Consider the following 15,797-nt stretch of genomic DNA (forward strand, 5'->3'; position numbering starts at 1 on the left):
GGGCTCCGAGTCGCGGTCTGTCTCTGCAGAACACCCGTATCGATCGAAAGGCGCCGCGATGAGCGATCAACTCCCACCCGTGACCGACCACGACACCTGGGCGAAGGCCCTCGCGGAACTGCGGGTCCGCGAGAAGGCGGCCACGCGCGAACTCGACGCGATCGCGGCGCAGCGGCGGCGGCTGCCGATGGTCGAGATGCCCGACCACACCCTGACCGGACCCGACGGGCCGATCCGTCTCGTGGACGTCTTCGACGGGCGCTCCCAGCTGATCGTCTACAACCACATGTGGTTTCCCGGCGAGACCTATCAGTGCCCGGGGTGCACCGGGTACACGACGCAGTTCAGTCGACTCGACTACCTGGCCGACTACGACGCCCGGTTCGTGATCATCACCCACGGCCCGATCGAGGAGGCCCTTGCCTACAAGAAGCGCGTCGGTAACCGCATGGACTGGTACTCGTCGGCGGGCACGACGTTCTCCGCCGACGTCGGCGCGGGGCCCGGCGAGGGATTCGCGATCAACGTCTTCCTCCGCGACGGAGACAAGGTCTACCGCACGTGGCACACGGCCGGCCGCGGCACCGAGCAGCTCGGGTTCACGTTCGGGCTTCTCGACGTCCTCCCGTGGGGGCGTCAGGAGGAATGGCAGGACTCACCCGACGGCTGGCCCCAGAGCCCCACGTACTCGCGCTGGCGTGACTCGGAGGCCATCGCCGCCGCCTATGGAGACCCCACCGCGTGAGGTTTCACCGATCGAACCGCAGGTCGGCACTCACAGGAACCTCCCAGTGTCCGGACAGTGAGGTCCCAGGCCCCTCTGGAACAGTGGAAGAGTGACCAGACCGGCCCAGGACGACGCAACCCGAGGAGCGAAGGTGCTCGTCGTCGACGACGAGGAGAACATCCGCGAGCTGCTGTCGGTGTCGCTGAAGTTCCAGGGATACGACGTCGAGACGGCCGCCGACGGACCGGCAGCGATCGACAGGTGCCGGAGCCGCAAGCCCGACGTGCTGATCCTCGACGTGATGATGCCGGGCATGGACGGTTTCGGACTGCTGCGCCGTCTCCGCGCGGACGGGGTCGAGGCGCCCGCCCTGTTCCTGTCGGCCCGCGACTCGGTCGAGGACAAGGTCAACGGCCTGACGATCGGCGGTGACGACTACGTCACCAAGCCGTTCAGCCTCGAAGAAGTCGTCGCCCGGTTGCAGGTGTTGCTGCGCCGCAGCGGTTTCGGCGAAGCGGAGCAGTCCTCGTCCCGGATCACCTTCGCCGACATCGAACTCGACGACGAGACGCACGAGGTCTTCAAGGCGGGGCAACCGGTCCAGCTCTCGCCGACCGAGTTCACCCTGCTGCGGTACTTCATGGTCAACGCGGGGACGGTGCTGTCCAAACCCCGCATCCTCGACCACGTCTGGAACTACGACTTCGGCGGCGAGGTCAACGTCGTGGAGTCCTATGTCTCCTACCTGCGTCGCAAACTCGACAACGGCGAGCGGCGCCTCATCCACACCCTGCGCGGCGTCGGCTATGTGATGCGCGAGCCGCGCGACTGATGGCTGCGTCCGACGTCCGCAGGCGCGGTGTGCCACTGCGGTTCTCCCTGGTCGCTCTCACGCTTGCGCTCGTGGTCGTCGGGTTGCTGGCCTCGGGAGTGGCGGTCACGTCGTCGATGCGGCAGGACCTGATCTCGCGCACGGACGAGGGTCTCGTCAACGCCACGCGCACGTGGGCCGATCCACGCTCGCCGGCCAACGATCCGCGTCCCGGCCCGCCGGGGCCGCGTCGTCCGCCGTCGCCGTACTACGTGGAGTCGACTTTCCGGGGTCCGGCCGGCATCTCGGCGACCAACGTCTACAACCAGTTCGACCATGCGCCGAACCTCGACGGGGTCACCGGCGACAACGTCGGCCCGGTCACCGTCGGATCGGTGGAGCCGCACGGACCACGCTGGCGGGTGATCAAACGCAGCAACATGTTCGGCACGACGACCGTGGCCACCCCGATGACCGACATCGACGCCACGATCAGTCGACTCATCTGGTTGCAGTTCGCCATCGGTGCCATCGTCGTGGTCCTCATCGGGTTGCTCAGCTATCTGCTCGTGCGGACCAGTCTCCGGCCCCTGCGCAGGGTCGAGGAGACCGCACACGCGATCGCGGCGGGCGATCTCACGCGTCGAGTTCCGTTGGCGGCTCCCAACACCGAGGTCGGCAGTCTGTCGGTTTCGCTGAACACCATGCTCGGCCAGATTCAGCAGGCCTTCGCGACCACCGCGGCGTCGGAGCGTCAAGCCCGCGCCTCCGAGGAGGAGATGCGGCGCTTCGTCGCCGACGCGAGCCACGAACTCCGCACTCCGCTGACGTCGATCAAGGGCTTCGCCGAACTGTATTCGCAGGGCGGGGTCTCCGACGTCTCCGATGCGATGCGCCGGATCAACGACGAGGCCGGTCGGATGAACCTGCTCGTCGAGGACCTGCTGATGCTGGCACGCCTCGACGCGCAGCGTCCCCTCGCGACGGCACCCGTCGACCTACTCGGCCTGGCCGCCGAGGCCGTCGCGTCCGCGCGCGTCGGCGCGCCCGAACGCGACATCCGGCTCGAGGTGACGACCGGTGACCATCCGCCGCTGGTCTCCGGCGACGGGCCGCGGCTGCTGCAGGTGCTCCGCAACCTGATCGGCAACGCGATCAACCACACGCCGGCCGAGGCGTCGATCACGGTCGGGGTGTCGGTCGAGGCCGACCCCGACGGCACGTCGGAGGCGGTGCTGAGGGTCGCCGACACCGGACCGGGGCTGACCGCAGAGGATGCGCAACACGTCTTCGAGCGGTTCTACCGCGGCGACCAGTCACGCCACCGGGGTTCCGGCGGCGGAAACGGTCTGGGGCTGTCCATCGTTGCCGCGCTGGTCGAAGCGCACGGCGGACGGGTCGGCGTCGAGTCGACGCCCGGCGAGGGCGCGACCTTCTGGGTGCGACTGCCGCTCCTCAGCTGATCAGCCGTCGCAACCTCGCGAACTCGGCCACGTCGGTGCGGAACTGGTCGAGCGTGACGAGGGTGTACATGCCGTCGATCTGGCGGGTGGCCCAGAGCTGGTGGATACGTCGGAGGTCGGATTGCCGTGATTTCCAGCCGATTCCGTCGATCACCGCGAGCACGAGCTGCGTCGGGAGACGGACCTCGGCCATCTCCTCGATCTCGCGCACGGCGTCGGTGAGCTTCGAGCCGGTCGAGTCGAATCCCTTGGCGGCCACCACGATGTCGGCGGAGTTCGGATCGCCCACGATGAGGTCGGCGGGGGCGGTGCGTCCGTTGCGGCCGACGAATCGCGATCGCGTCGTGTAGTCGAGGCCGAGATCGCGTGCGATGTCCTCGATCTCGTCCTCGATGCGACGGCCCGACGCGCCGGCACGGGTCGCGGTGGCACGGGTTCCGGCGCGCGCCACGAGGATGTCGGCGAAGGTGTAGGTGCGTTCCAGCTGGGTGCGGAGCATCCGGACGAGGTCGAATTCCGCGTCGAGCCAGGTCACCAGGTCGACGGGCTGGGTGCGTGCCAGTCCGTGCCAGCCGCTGGTGTCGAACCGGTCGCGCAACGCGTTCTTGAGCTTCTCCTGCGACAACCCGACCGCGAGCCCGAGCACCGGGACGTCGTTGGGATTGTCGCGTACCCACGCGGCGAGTCCGGTGATGTCGGTGTCGAGGAGACCGCCGAGACTCCCGGTGGCCTCCACGATCCGCTCGGCCTCCGGCGTGGAGGCGGTGGGGTCGACATGAGAGGTCAACCGTCCCAACGACTTCAGATAATCCTCGAAGTCAACTGCGTCACTCATGTGCTCGGCGTCAGTCCCGTCCGATGAACAGGAACTCGCTGACGTCGCGGCGAGTGGCCGCGGCGTGCGTGCCGAAGCTGTACTTGTGGTCGATGGCGATCACCTCGACCGAGGGTTTGACCTTGCCGAGGAGGTCGACGATCCGGTCCTTGCCCGGCAACGCGTTCGACGAATACGACAGCACGATCGCGCCCGCGTCCTCGAAGTGCTCGAACGTCCGCAGCAGCGCGTCCTCGATCGTCCTCTTGTAGGCGAACGGCGTGAAGCGCTTGGGCAGCTTCTTGGTCTTGGTGTTCTCCATGATGGTCATCCCGCGCCAGTACGCGGAGAGGCCCTCGAGGAAGTGATAGCGCTTGATGTAGTCGTTGTCGTCGGTGGGCGGCGCGTACGGGGGGTCGAGGTAGACGAGATCCGGCGGCGCCGACCACGGCAGGGCGAGGTCGAAGATGTCGCCCTGGACGCTCCGACTGCTGCAGCCGTTGCTGAACACCGTGCCGTTGTAGTCGGCGGCCGCGCGCAACCGGAAGTGGTCGCGCAGCGACATCGTGAGGTCGCGGCGCCCATCGGCATAGCGGGTGGAGTCGGTGAAGGTGAACACCCCGCGCGGCTGCTTGCGTGCGGCGGAGAGGACCAGCGCGGAGATGGCCAGGTCGCGGCGGTAGCCGCGCAGCGCGTCGATGTGCGACCACGCCGAGTCGAGGAATGCGCGGTCCTCGGCGGTGAAGTACAGGCCGTCGAAGGTGCGGGAGATGTAGTCGCGGTCGTCGGCGGCCGGCCCGCAGATCTGCTCGACGAGCTCCGGCTCGAGGCGGACGCTCGAATTCGCCACCGACGCTCGCGTGATGACATGCGGGAAGTGGAGGAAGTCGTTGCTGAGAACCTCGAATCCCTGCGCCTTCAGCAGGTACGACACCACTCCCGACCCCGAGAAGGCGTCGACCGCCGTCGACCCGCCGATCTCGGCGAAGGTGCGTTCGAGGTGGGGGAGCAGCCGGTACTTCGACCCCATGTATCGCAACCGCGGAAAGCGCTGAGCGCGGGCCAGGACGTCGCTGGATCCGACAGGTCTGCCGATGCTGCGTCCCGGTCGGGAGGATTCTGGCCCACTCACACCGAAAAGAATGTCATGGACCCCCGACAGCGCCGTGGAGAACACGGTTGCGTCCTCGGTGCCGAACCCCACAACATCTAGACTCGGGCCCATGGCATCGGTCTTCAGCATGATCATCAACGGCGACATCCCGGGTCGATTCGTCTGGAAGGACGGCGAAGCCGTCGCGTTCCTGACCATCGAGCCGGTCACCCCCGGCCACGTTCTGGTGGTGCCGCGCAACGAGGTCGACCACTGGGAGCAGATGGACAGCACGCTGTTCGCCCATCTCAGCGGCGTCGCACAGAAGGTCGGCCGGGCCGTCAAGGACGCCTTCGACGCTCCGCGCATCGGCCTGCTCATCGCCGGCCTCGAGGTTCCCCACGTGCACATCCACGTGTTCCAGGGACTCTCGCTCGAGACCTTCGACCTCGCCAACGCGAACAAGAACGCCAGCCCCGAGGACCTCGACGCCGCGGCCGAGAAGATCCGCGCCAGCCTGCGCTCGCTCGGCTACGGCGAGTACGTCGCCGACTGACCCTTCGATACGTTCCTCCGCGAGCTCCGGGGCTACTCAGGGAGCGGGTTTCGCCGCCCGGGGCGCAGAGGTACAAAGTCCTCTGGTGAGCCGAAACGGCAACGTGTGATCGGCGGCTGAGTACCGTCATGACCGGAGGCAGTCATGACCGAGTACATGCGCAACAGCGACGCTTTCACCTGGTCGATGGAGTCCGACCCGCGCCTGCGATCGACGGTGGTGACGGTCATCCTGCTCGACCGCACACCGGACTGGGATGCGATGCGCAGCCGGTTCGAGACGATCAGCGCCGACCTGCCGATGTTCCGCGAGCGCGTCGTGTACTCGCCGCTGTCGGCGCCGCCGAGGTGGGTCCCGTACCAGGATTTCGATCTCGACTTCCACATTCGCCGAGTCGGGGCACCCGCTCCGGCCACCTTCGACACCGTGCTGGAGATGGCGCGGATCGCGGCGATGGAGGACTTCGACCGTGCCCGGCCGTTGTGGAAGGCGACGCTGGTGGACGGGCTGGCCGACGGCGGTGCCGCGGTCGTCTGCAAGTTCCACCACGCGCTGACCGACGGGGTGGGGGCCATCGAGATCGCGATGCGGCTCTTCGACCTGACCGAACAATCCGACCATCCGCCGGGCACGCCCGACGCCATCACGCCGCCGAACGGTGAAGCCTGGTGGCGGGACTACCTGGACTCGATGCGATTCGACGCCGAGCGCGCCTCGAACACCGTGATGGAAGTCGTGAAATCGGTACCCGGCTTGGCGTTCAACACGATTCGCCATCCGATCGCGACCGCCGGTGACGCCGTCGAGACAGCTGCATCGGTGTTCCGCACCGTCCGGCCCGTCAACGAGACGGGATCGCCGCTGATGACGGAACGCTCGTTGGTACGGCATCTCGACGTCCACGAGGTTCCGCTGCAGCAACTGCGCGACGCCGGGCACCGTGGTGGAGGTTCACTCAACGACGCCTTCGTCGCGGGCGTCGCCGGAGGGCTCCGTCTGTACCACGAGAAACACGGCGTCGAAGTCGGTGACCTCCATCTGTGTATGCCGGTGAATCTGCGGACCGAGGAGGACGCCCCCGGCGGCAACCGGATCACCTTGATGCGGTTCGACGTGCCGGTCGCCGAAGTCGATCCGGCGCAACGGATCGCTCGAATCCACCGGCGGACCTCACGTGTCCGCGACGAGCGCTCGTTGCCGTACACCCAGCTCATCGCCGGCACCATGAACCTGATGCCGCGCTGGTACATCGGTTCGGTCCTGCGTCACGTCGACTTCCTGTGCAGTGACGTGCCGGGTATTCCGGTGCCGCTCTACCTCGGCGGCGCCCGGATGACCGCCCAGTACGCCTTCGGTCCCACGATCGGGGCCGCGGTCAACGTCACCCTGCTCAGCTACATCGACACGTGTGAGCTGGGGATCGATGTCGACACCGGCGCCATCGCCGATGTCGACGTCTTCCACTCGTGCCTCGTCGACGGGTTCGACGAGGTGCTCTCGCTCGCCCGACCTGCTCCCTGAGGGACGAACGAGCATGCGAGCGTCTCGAAGGGTCAGACCGTCCGGTGGATCAGCAGCGGTAGGACGGCACCGGCCCCGGCCTCACGGAGTGCCGCGGCGGCGAGGGTGATCGGCCAGCCCGAGCTGTTGGCGTCGACGACGAGCATCACGTTCTGTCCGGCGACCTCGGGTGGATCGCCGAGGTGGTCGCGCCAGTAGGCGGCCTCGACTGCCCCGGTGGCATCGGTCGGCGGATCGCCCAGGTGGACGGGGAAGGTTCCGCCGCCCCGTTTCCCGACCGTGCGCAGATGTTCGGCGAGCGTCTCGGCCAGATTGGTGCCGGTCAGGCGGAGCGACACGATGACGTCGGCGCGGATACCCGTCTCGCGGACCCAGGAGGACAGCGTCGCGACGGCGGCGTCGCCGAGTTCGGCCAGTGCGCGTTCGTCGCCGTTGCGGGCGGCGGCCAGCACCTCCACCCATTCGGGGGCGTCGGCGTGTGCGAGGACGCGACCCGGCTGGGCGAGGAGGTCTGCGGGAATCCTTCCGCGACGGCCGAATTCGCCGCCCGGCCACATCTTCCGCGGATCGAGGGTCGACGCCTTGCGGCGCAGCGTTGACGTGACGGTGCGGACCACCTCCGCATCGACGGAGTCGGGGAGTCCCTCACTCAGCGCGCCGCGGCAGACCGAGCAGCGACCGCAGTCGGCGGCCTGTGGGTCGTCGAGCGATTCGGTCAGCAGCCGCATCAGACAGGTGCGCCCGGCGATGTAGGAGCGCATGATGTCGGCCTCGCGGCGACGGACCGCGAGCACGCCGTCGTAGTGCGCGGCGTCGTAGGTCCAGGGTTTGCCGGTGGCAACCCAGCCGTCGGGGGTGCGGTCGGTGATGCCGTCGACGGCGAGTTGCTTGAGCATCAACTCGATTCGCGTACGGCGGAAGCGGGTGGCGGCCTCGAGCTGGATGGGCGACTGCGGTTCGTCGGCGGCCTCCAGTGCTGCCAGCAGATCGCGCATCTTGTCGGGATCGGGGATCGTCGCGGTGGCGAAGTGATCCCAGATCCGGTCGTCGGTCTGCGAGGCCAGCAACATCACGACGGCGTCGTCCAGGGAACGCCCGGCACGACCCACCTGCTGGTAGTAGGAGACCGGCGACGGCGGCGAACCGACGTGTACGACGAAACCCAGGTCCGGCTTGTCGTAGCCCATCCCGAGGGCCGACGTCGCGACGAGCGCCTTGACCTTGTTGTGCAGCAACGCATCTTCGAGTTCGTGCCGGCGGTCGGCGTCGAGCTGGCCGGTATAGGCGGCGACTTCGACCGAATCGCCGTGTACCGCGCGGATGGCCTCGACCAGCCGGTCGGCGTCGGCGACGGTGAGAACGTAGACGATGCCCGAACCCGGGAGATGGGGGAGGGCCTGCGCCACCCAGCCGTAGCGCTGGACGGGTGAGAGTCCGTCGAGAACGTTGAGATGCAACGACTTCCGGGCGAGCGGTCCACGGAGGACGAGTGTCGGTGCGTCGGAACCGGCGTCGAGCTGGGCGGCGACGTCCTCGGTGACGCGCGCGTTGGCGGTCGCGGTGGTCGCCAGGACCGGCGTCGTCGGGTTGACCGAGCGGAGCACGTCGGCCACGCGACGGTAGTCGGGCCGGAAGTCGTGACCCCAGTCGGAGACGGCGTGCGCCTCGTCGATCACCAGGAGTCCGAGGTTGCCGGCCAGTGCGTCGAGCACACGTCGTCCGAAGCCGGGATTGGCGAGGCGTTCCGGCGAGACGAGCAGGACGTCGAGGTCACCCGCCCGCAACTGCGCCTCGATCGCCGACCACTCGTCGACGTTCGACGAGTTCAGCGTCGCCGCGGACAGGCCGCCACGAGCCGCTGCGGACACCTGGTCGCGCATGAGGGACAGCAGCGGGGAGACGATCAGCGTCGGTCCGCCGCCACCGGCGCGGATGATCGCGGTGGCCGACCAGTAGACCGCGGATTTGCCCCATCCGGTCGCCTGGACCACGAGAACCCGCGCGCCGGGTGTGCCGGGCTCGCCCCCGGCCAGCGCGGTCACCGCGCGCAGCTGGTCCTCGCGCAGCGCGGCGCCCTCACCGGCCAGGCTGGTGATCACGCGGTTGGCGGCGGTCAGCTGGTCAGGGGAGAGGGTGGCGGTCATGAGCCCCAATGTAGTGGCGACGGCCGACAGTGGAGATCGACGGTTCACAGGAACCCTGCAGCCGGGTTCCAGAGTGATTCGAGGGTGCGAGCCGATCGTGGTCCTCATGATCCCGCAAGCACCGCCGGTCCGGACGGCGCAGGTGTACACGCTCGCCGACAGCTCGGCGTCGACCCCGGTCCTCGACATCGTCGTCCCCGTCCACAACGAACAGGCCGACGTCGCGTCGTCGGTGCGCCGGCTCGCCGACCATCTGCGGCAGCACGTCCCGTATCCGGCGCGCATCACCGTCGCCGACAACGCCAGCACCGACGACACGCTCGCGATCGCCCTCGGTCTGGTCGACGAACTCGAGGGCGTCCGCGTCGTCCACCTCGAGGAGAAGGGGCGGGGGCGTGCGCTCAACGGGGTGTGGCAGTGCAGCGACGCCGAGATCGTCGCCTACTGCGACGTCGACCTCTCTACCGACCTCAACGCGCTGATGCCGCTCATCGCCCCGCTGGTGTCGCGGCATTCCGACATCGCGATCGGCACCCGGCTCAGCCGGTCGTCGCGGGTCGTCCGCGGACCCAAGCGGGAGTTCATCTCGCGCTCCTACAACCTCATCCTCCGAACCGCCATGGGCGCCAGGTTCTCCGACGCCCAGTGCGGGTTCAAGGCCATGCGCACCGACATCGCACGCGGGTTGCTGCCGTTCGTCGTCGACACCGGCTGGTTCTTCGACACCGAGCTGCTCGTTCTCGCCGAGCAGATCGGGTTGCGGATCGCGGAGGTCCCGGTCGACTGGGTCGACGACCCGGACAGCACCGTCGACATCGTGCCCACCGCACTCGCCGACCTGAAGGGTTGTGCGCGAGTCGGTCTCGCGCTGGCGATGGGGCGGCTGCCGATCGCGCAGCTCCGCGTCTCCATCGGTCGCGACCGGGCGGCCGGCCCCCGGATCGACGGTGTGCCGAAGGGTTTGGTCGGTCAGCTCGTGCGGTTCTGTGTGGTGGGTGTCGCGTCGACGATCGCCTTCGCGGTGCTGTTCCTGGCGTTGCATTCGTTCCTGGGAGCGCAGGTGTCGAACCTGGTCGCCCTCGCGATCACCGCCGTCCTGAACACCGCAGCCAACCGCCGGTTCAGCTTCGGCGTCCGCGGGCGTGACAACGCACTCCGCCACCAGTTGTTCGGTCTCGGGGTGTTCCTGTTCGGCTGGCTGGTCACCGCCGGCTCCCTGTTGTTTCTGCACACCGTCGCGCCGGACGCGACCAAACACATCGAACTGATCATCCTGGTGGTCGCGAACCTGGTGGCCACGCTCACCCGGTTCGTCGGTCTCCGCTGGGTGTTCCGCAAGACCCCGGAGGTTGTCGCATGACGACACTGACCATCGACCCACCCCTCGACTCCGCTCCGCAGACGCATGCACACGCGAAGAACGTGCTGTGGGAACGTCTCTCACTGGCCACGCTGCTGATCGGTACCGGTGTCCTCTATCTGTGGAATCTCTCGATCAACGGTTGGGCGAACTCCTTCTACTCGGCGGCCATCCAGGCCGGTTCGGAATCGTGGAAGGCCTGGTTCTTCGGATCGAGCGACATGGCGAACTCGATCACCGTCGACAAACCACCTGCCTCGCTGTGGATTCCGGGCATCAGTGCCCGGATCTTCGGCGTCAACTCCTGGTCGATCCTGGTGCCCGAGGTCCTGATGGGCGTCGCATCGGTCGCGTTGCTGTACCTGATCACGCGAAAGTACTTCGGCCACTGGGCCGGAATCCTCGCCGGCGCGGTACTGGCGCTGACGCCGGTCGCGGCGTTGATGTTTCGCTTCGACAACCCCGAAGCCCTGCTCATCCTGCTGATGATCGCGGCCGTGTGGTCGCTGATGAAGGCCGTCGACGACGGCCGGTGGCGGTGGCTGATCCTCACCGGCGTGTTCATCGGGTTCGGATTCCTCACCAAGCAGTTGCAGGTGATGTTGATCGTGCCGGCACTGTCGGTCACCTATCTGGCCTTCGGTCCGCGTGGTTGGTTGCGCCGGCTGGGTCAGCTGTTCGCCGCGCTCGGAGCGATGATCGTGAGCGCCGGCTGGTGGATACTCGCCGTCGAACTCTGGCCGACGTCCTCGCGGCCGTATATCGGTGGTTCGCAGAACAATTCGATTCTCGAGCTGACTCTCGGCTACAACGGGTTCGGCCGACTCAACGGCAACGAGACCGGGGCCGTGGCCCCCGGCCGTTCCGGTATGGGCGAGATGGGTGGCCCCCGTGGCCCCGGCGGTGGCCCGTGGGGTGAGACCGGATGGCTGCGGATGTTCGAACCTGCGCAGGCCGGTCAGATCGCGTGGCTCATCCCGACCGGGCTCCTACTCGCCGTTGTCGCGGCAGTCCTGATCGGCGGTGCGCGACGGACCGAACCGCGTCGCGCCTACCTCGTGGTCTGGGGAATGTGGCTGCTGGTCACGATGGGTGTCTTCAGCTTCATGGCCGGGATCTTCCACCAGTACTACACCGCAGCCCTCGCCCCGGCGGTCGCTGCTCTCGTCGCCAGTGGTGGGGCGGTCTGCTGGAGTCACCGCGGCCGACTGTGGGTCCGGATCGCTCTCGGCGCATCCGTGTGGATCGCGGCCGGCTGGGGCTTCGTCCTACTGAACCGCACGCCCGACTTCGTGCCGTGGCTGCGTTACGCGGTCCTCGTCGTCGGTCTGCTGGCCGGGGCCGCGATGATCTTCGCCAACGTCCGCGGCGTCGCCGCTGCCGCGGTAACGGGTGCGATCCTCGCCGGACTCGCCGGTCCGGTCGCGTACACGATCGACACGGTGACGACCGAGAAGAGCGGATCGATCATCACCGCCGGCCCGCGGGTCGAGGGCGAGTTCGGCCCTGGTGGACGCGGAGGCCCCGGAGGCCCCGGCCAGGGGATGCCCGGCGGTCGCGGCGGCGACGGCCCCGGTGGCCTGCTGCGCGGTTCGACCCCCACCGCAGCCGTCGTCGAGAAGTTGAACGCCGACGCCGACTGGTACACGTGGGTGGCCGCGGCGGTCGGGTCGATGTCCGCCTCGGGCTACCAGCTCGAGAGCGGCCATTCGGTGATGCCGATCGGCGGGTTCAACGGCAGCGATCCGTCGCCGACCCTCGCCGAGTTCCAGAAACTGGTCGCCGAGAAGAAGATCCACTGGTTCCTCGGCGGTGGTGGCGGGCCCGGGATGGGCGGGGACGGCATGGGCACGGACTCCGAACGTCCGGCGTCGTCGATCAGCGCGTGGGTTCAGGAGAATTTCACCGCGGTGACGGTCGACGGGGTCACGATGTACGACCTGACCCAGCAGACCGGGTGATGCGCTCACCGGCGCGTGACGCGGGCCGTGTACGCAGTCGTTTAGAGTCATGGTCGTGCGAGTACTCGTGATCGGCTCGGGCGGCCGCGAACATGCCCTTCTCATCGGCCTCAGGAACGATCCGTCGGTCACCGACCTGCATGTCGCTCCCGGTAACGCCGGCACCTCGGCGATCGCCACCAACCACGCCGTCGACGTGGTCTCCGGTGAGGCGGTCGTGGCCCTGGCGCAGAAGCTGGAAGCCGACCTCGTGGTCATCGGACCCGAGGTGCCCCTGGTTCTCGGCGTCGCCGATGCGTTGCGCGAAGCGGGCATCGCAACCTTCGGTCCCAGCGCGCAGGCCGCGCAGATCGAGGGCTCCAAGGCTTTCGCCAAGGACGTGATGGCCGCGGCCGGCGTCCACACCGCACACGCGGAGATCGTCGACAACCCCGCGCACCTCGACGCCGCACTCGACCGCTTCGGGCCCACCTGGGTCGTCAAGGACGACGGTCTCGCCGCGGGTAAGGGCGTCGTCGTCACGGCCGACCGCGACGTCGCCCGCGACCACGCCGCCGAGTGCCTGGAGAGCGGGCACCCCGTCCTGCTGGAGAGCTTCCTCGACGGACCCGAGGTGTCGCTGTTCTGCCTCGTCGACGGCGAGACCGTGGTGCCGCTGCTGCCCGCGCAGGACCACAAGCGGGTCGGCGACAACGACGCCGGACCCAACACCGGCGGCATGGGTGCCTACACACCGCTGCCGTGGCTGCCCGCCGAGATGACCGAGCGCATCGTCGACGAGGTCGTCAAACCTGTTGCGGCCGAGATGGTCAAGCGCGGAATCCCGTTCTCGGGTCTCCTGTACGCCGGTCTCGCCATCGGCAAGGACGGGCCCGCGGTCGTCGAATTCAACTGCCGCTTCGGTGATCCCGAGACCCAGGCGGTCCTCGCGCTGCTGAAGTCCCCGCTCGGTGCGGCGCTCAACGCGACCGCAACCGGGACCCTCGCCGACCTGCCGGCACTCGAATGGCACGACGGCGCCGCGGTCACCGTGGTCGTCGCCGCCGAGAACTATCCGGGCACGCCGCGCACCGGTGACGTCATCACCGGCGCCGACGCCGAGGGTGTGCTGCACGCCGGCACTTCCACGAATGCGGATGGTGCGATCGTCTCCGCCGGGGGTCGTGTGCTGGCCGTCGTGGGTACCGGCGCCGACCTCGCCGAGGCCCGCGCCCAGGCTTACGACCGGATCGCGAAGATCAAGCTGCCGGGCTCGCACTTCCGCACCGACATCGGTCGCAACGCCCTCGAGGGCAAGATCAGCATCTAGCCGCAGACCCGGGCGGGTCGGGGACTCAGTTCGCGAGATTGCGGCCGAGGAACTCGATCTGCTCGGGAAGCACGCTGCGCCAGTACCGATTGGTGTGACCACCGGCGGCGGTCCCGAAGGCGGCCGGCGGGTGGAGGCCCGCGGCCCACTGGCGGGTGTAGGTGTAGAACTGGTCGCTCGAACCGATGTTGATGAGCAGCGGGATCTTCGCGAAGCTCGGCTGCGCGCCGAACAGCGAGTTGGCCTGGTAGTCGGCGAGGCCGTCGAAGGCGCGCGGGGGGAAGTTGCGCGGATCGGCCCACATCGCGGGCGAGCTGACCGCCACCGCGGCGACGCGCGGCGCACCGAGCATCGACGCCAGACGCAGCGCGCCGTATCCGCCCATCGACCATCCGAAGAGACCGATGCGGTCGGTGGACAGGTCGAGCCGCGGATCGTTCGCGAGCATCGGCAGGAACTCGTCGAGGATCATCGCGCCACCGTCGGTGCCGTCGGCCCGTCGGTGGTAGTAGTTGCGGCCCACGTCGGCGGCGGCCAGCGCGAACGGGGCGTTGCCGTTGTCCACGTACTGCTGCATCACGGTCTGCATCTCGAGTTTCGACCCGAAGATGGTCTTCTCGTTGGTGTTCAGCGCGTGCAGCACGACGACGACGGGCAGCTTGCCGGTCACGCCGTTGGGTCGGGCGACCGCCCAGCGGGTGTCGCGGCCGCCCATGCGGGCGGACTTGAAGCTGCCGGTGATCAGCGGGGGGCCACTGGTGACCGGGGGCGGCGAGGTCTCGATCGGCAGTTCGTCGTCGGCGGCACGGCCTTCGAGGTTGCGCGGCTGCACCGACGCCGACGGTGCCTTGTCCGAGCATGCGGCCAGTCCGAGCGCGGCGGCCCCGACGCCGGCGGCGAGCACGGCACGACGGCCCACGCGCGGAAGGTCGCGGTCGGCTGCATCGGAGAATCGGGATCGCACGCTCGTCATCGAAGCAACAGGGTAATCGCGGACCCCGGGCTCGACGCAACGTCGAGTCGGCCGACTCGCCGACGCTGTGAGAAATCTGTCTCGGACTTGACGTTCAGTCGAGCGACGCGATGGCCTTCTGCAGGAGTTCGGCTGCTCCGGACGCCACGTCGGGCAGGCCCGGGGCGTCGGTCACCGCGACCATGATGTCGGGGTTCATCGCCTCGACGATGACAGTCCCGGCGTTGTCGGTGTCGTCGCGCACCACCACATTGCAGGGGAGCAGCAGGCCGATCTGCCGCTCGATCCCGAGCGCGCGATGGGCGAACTGCGGATTGCAGGCCCCGAGGATGAGGTAGTTCTCCATGTCCTCGTCGAGCTTCTTCTTGAGCGTCGCCTTCACGTCGATCTCGGTGAGCACGCCGAATCCGACGTCGCTGAGCGCTTCCCGCGTCCGCGCGACCGCGTCGTCGAAGTCGGTCTTCAGGGTCGTCTGGTAACCGAGTTTCATGATCACTCCTCTCGTGGTGCTCCTCGCGTGCGTCAGGCGAGCGCCAGGAACAACTTTTCCATCTGATCGATCGTCATCGGCTCCGAGTCCTTGGACTGTTCACCGGTTATGCATTCGCGGAGGCCGGTCGCGACGATCTTGAAACCGGCACGATCCAGTGCACTCGACACCGCCGCGAGTTGGGTCACGACGTCCTTGCAGTCGCGTCCCTGTTCGATCATCGAGATCACGCCCGCGAGCTGTCCATGGGCGCGGCGTAGCCGATTGAGCACGACGCCGATCGATTCTTCGTCGCCGACCATGACGACCTCCTTGTGGTTCTGCACGCGTGTGGTTCTGCACGCGTGGACTTGCCCGACAAACGTCGATCATACCCCTTGGGGTATGAGGAGCGGTCTGGTCCGGTCGGCATGTGCGTGGCGAAGCCGGCGAAGGTCGGCCGCGGAGGCGATCCGCCTGTCCGATGACCGACTGGCACGTGCCCTGAACAGGGCATTCACCACGCTTGTCAGGGTCTTATACGGGAAATCGACTGTGCTTGTACCGCTTTGAGCAAAAGCAATACGGCGGTACGG

The 15,797-nt window shown here is 68.0% G+C and carries 14 protein-coding genes; 8 read left to right on the plus strand and 6 right to left on the minus strand.

Annotated elements, in window-relative coordinates; genetic code table 11:
- Positions 1 to 58 precede the first annotated feature (58 nt).
- The 3 genes from GKZ92_RS03520 to GKZ92_RS03530 all read left to right on the plus strand — a co-directional run bounded on the left by GKZ92_RS03520 (position 59) and on the right by GKZ92_RS03530 (position 3,001).
- Entirely contained in the window at positions 59 to 745 is a 687-nt protein-coding gene (locus GKZ92_RS03520) for a DUF899 domain-containing protein (RefSeq protein WP_155224986.1), read from the plus strand.
- A 91-nt stretch (positions 746 to 836) separates the two neighbouring features.
- Positions 837 to 1,559 carry a response regulator transcription factor gene (locus GKZ92_RS03525; RefSeq protein WP_035752003.1) on the plus strand — a complete coding sequence of 241 codons (723 nt, stop codon included), beginning with the start codon at positions 837 to 839 and terminating at the stop codon, positions 1,557 to 1,559.
- Positions 1,559 to 3,001, plus strand: coding sequence for a sensor histidine kinase (locus tag GKZ92_RS03530; protein ID WP_155224987.1), 1,443 nt, complete (start codon positions 1,559 to 1,561; stop codon positions 2,999 to 3,001). Before GKZ92_RS03525 ends, GKZ92_RS03530 begins: the two co-directional genes overlap by 1 nt.
- Here the strand turns inward: GKZ92_RS03530 and GKZ92_RS03535 are convergent.
- Together GKZ92_RS03535 and GKZ92_RS03540 are read right to left on the minus strand one after the other, a co-directional pair.
- The gene (locus GKZ92_RS03535) at positions 2,994 to 3,836 is read right to left on the minus strand and encodes a hypothetical protein (protein ID WP_035751999.1); all 843 of its coding nucleotides are present in this window, start codon (positions 3,834 to 3,836) and stop codon (positions 2,994 to 2,996) included. The genes GKZ92_RS03530 and GKZ92_RS03535 overlap by 8 nt on opposite strands.
- 10 nt (positions 3,837 to 3,846) lie before the next feature.
- Positions 3,847 to 5,064: a DNA adenine methylase gene (locus GKZ92_RS03540; protein WP_230461892.1), complete on the minus strand. Its 1,218-nt coding sequence runs from the start codon at positions 5,062 to 5,064 to the stop codon at positions 3,847 to 3,849.
- On the opposite strand from GKZ92_RS03540, the gene GKZ92_RS03545 reads away from it, so the two are divergent.
- Positions 5,039 to 5,464, plus strand: a complete 426-nt coding sequence (locus GKZ92_RS03545; protein ID WP_006358375.1) for an HIT family protein — start codon at positions 5,039 to 5,041, stop codon at positions 5,462 to 5,464. The two genes, GKZ92_RS03540 and GKZ92_RS03545, sit on opposite strands and share 26 nt — an antisense overlap.
- A gap of 144 nt (positions 5,465 to 5,608) precedes the next feature.
- Complete coding sequence (locus tag GKZ92_RS03550; protein ID WP_155224989.1) at positions 5,609 to 6,985, plus strand: wax ester/triacylglycerol synthase domain-containing protein; 1,377 nt, start codon at positions 5,609 to 5,611, stop codon at positions 6,983 to 6,985.
- 32 nt (positions 6,986 to 7,017) lie between these two features.
- Here GKZ92_RS03550 and GKZ92_RS03555 read toward each other — a convergent pair whose 3' ends face one another.
- Entirely contained in the window at positions 7,018 to 9,129 is a 2,112-nt protein-coding gene (locus GKZ92_RS03555) for a RecQ family ATP-dependent DNA helicase (RefSeq protein WP_155224990.1), read from the minus strand.
- Positions 9,130 to 9,235: 106 nt separating this feature from the next.
- Between GKZ92_RS03555 and GKZ92_RS03560 the strand changes: the two genes are divergently transcribed.
- The 3 genes from GKZ92_RS03560 to purD are packed head-to-tail and all read left to right on the plus strand — an operon-like array spanning position 9,236 to position 13,759.
- Complete coding sequence (locus GKZ92_RS03560; RefSeq protein WP_155224991.1) at positions 9,236 to 10,489, plus strand: bifunctional glycosyltransferase family 2/GtrA family protein; 1,254 nt, start codon at positions 9,236 to 9,238, stop codon at positions 10,487 to 10,489.
- Complete coding sequence (locus GKZ92_RS03565; protein WP_155224992.1) at positions 10,486 to 12,450, plus strand: ArnT family glycosyltransferase; 1,965 nt, start codon at positions 10,486 to 10,488, stop codon at positions 12,448 to 12,450. Before GKZ92_RS03560 ends, GKZ92_RS03565 begins: the two co-directional genes overlap by 4 nt.
- Before the next feature lie 55 nt (positions 12,451 to 12,505).
- Entirely contained in the window at positions 12,506 to 13,759 is a 1,254-nt protein-coding gene (purD, locus tag GKZ92_RS03570) for a phosphoribosylamine--glycine ligase (RefSeq protein ID WP_196222026.1), read from the plus strand.
- A 25-nt stretch (positions 13,760 to 13,784) separates the two neighbouring features.
- Here purD and GKZ92_RS03575 read toward each other — a convergent pair whose 3' ends face one another.
- From GKZ92_RS03575 to GKZ92_RS03585, 3 genes are all read right to left on the minus strand, one after another.
- Entirely contained in the window at positions 13,785 to 14,732 is a 948-nt protein-coding gene (locus GKZ92_RS03575) for an alpha/beta hydrolase (RefSeq protein WP_155224994.1), read from the minus strand.
- 94 nt (positions 14,733 to 14,826) lie between these two features.
- Positions 14,827 to 15,222, minus strand: a complete 396-nt coding sequence (locus tag GKZ92_RS03580; protein ID WP_035752099.1) for a DUF302 domain-containing protein — start codon at positions 15,220 to 15,222, stop codon at positions 14,827 to 14,829.
- 32 nt (positions 15,223 to 15,254) lie between these two features.
- Positions 15,255 to 15,524, minus strand: a complete 270-nt coding sequence (locus tag GKZ92_RS03585; protein ID WP_005201272.1) for a metal-sensitive transcriptional regulator — start codon at positions 15,522 to 15,524, stop codon at positions 15,255 to 15,257.
- Positions 15,525 to 15,797: the final 273 nt, after the last annotated feature.

The organism is Gordonia sp. 135, from assembly GCF_009720185.1.
GTDB lineage: Bacteria > Actinomycetota > Actinomycetes > Mycobacteriales > Mycobacteriaceae > Gordonia > Gordonia alkanivorans.

What these genes read in the sequence shown, in the direction of transcription:
- GKZ92_RS03585 (WP_005201272.1), bottom strand. Translation starts at nt 15,524, where the DNA reads ATGGTCGGCGACGAAGAATCGATCGGCGTCGTGCTCAATCGGCTACGC.
- GKZ92_RS03560 (WP_155224991.1), top strand. Translation starts at nt 9,236, where the DNA reads ATGATCCCGCAAGCACCGCCGGTCCGGACGGCGCAGGTGTACACGCTC.
- GKZ92_RS03575 (WP_155224994.1), bottom strand. Translation starts at nt 14,732, where the DNA reads ATGACGAGCGTGCGATCCCGATTCTCCGATGCAGCCGACCGCGACCTT.
- GKZ92_RS03545 (WP_006358375.1), top strand. Translation starts at nt 5,039, where the DNA reads ATGGCATCGGTCTTCAGCATGATCATCAACGGCGACATCCCGGGTCGA.
- GKZ92_RS03550 (WP_155224989.1), top strand. Translation starts at nt 5,609, where the DNA reads ATGACCGAGTACATGCGCAACAGCGACGCTTTCACCTGGTCGATGGAG.
- GKZ92_RS03580 (WP_035752099.1), bottom strand. Translation starts at nt 15,222, where the DNA reads ATGAAACTCGGTTACCAGACGACCCTGAAGACCGACTTCGACGACGCG.
- GKZ92_RS03530 (WP_155224987.1), top strand. Translation starts at nt 1,559, where the DNA reads ATGGCTGCGTCCGACGTCCGCAGGCGCGGTGTGCCACTGCGGTTCTCC.
- GKZ92_RS03520 (WP_155224986.1), top strand. Translation starts at nt 59, where the DNA reads ATGAGCGATCAACTCCCACCCGTGACCGACCACGACACCTGGGCGAAG.
- GKZ92_RS03540 (WP_230461892.1), bottom strand. Translation starts at nt 5,064, where the DNA reads ATGATCATGCTGAAGACCGATGCCATGGGCCCGAGTCTAGATGTTGTG.
- GKZ92_RS03565 (WP_155224992.1), top strand. Translation starts at nt 10,486, where the DNA reads ATGACGACACTGACCATCGACCCACCCCTCGACTCCGCTCCGCAGACG.
- GKZ92_RS03535 (WP_035751999.1), bottom strand. Translation starts at nt 3,836, where the DNA reads ATGAGTGACGCAGTTGACTTCGAGGATTATCTGAAGTCGTTGGGACGG.
- GKZ92_RS03555 (WP_155224990.1), bottom strand. Translation starts at nt 9,129, where the DNA reads ATGACCGCCACCCTCTCCCCTGACCAGCTGACCGCCGCCAACCGCGTG.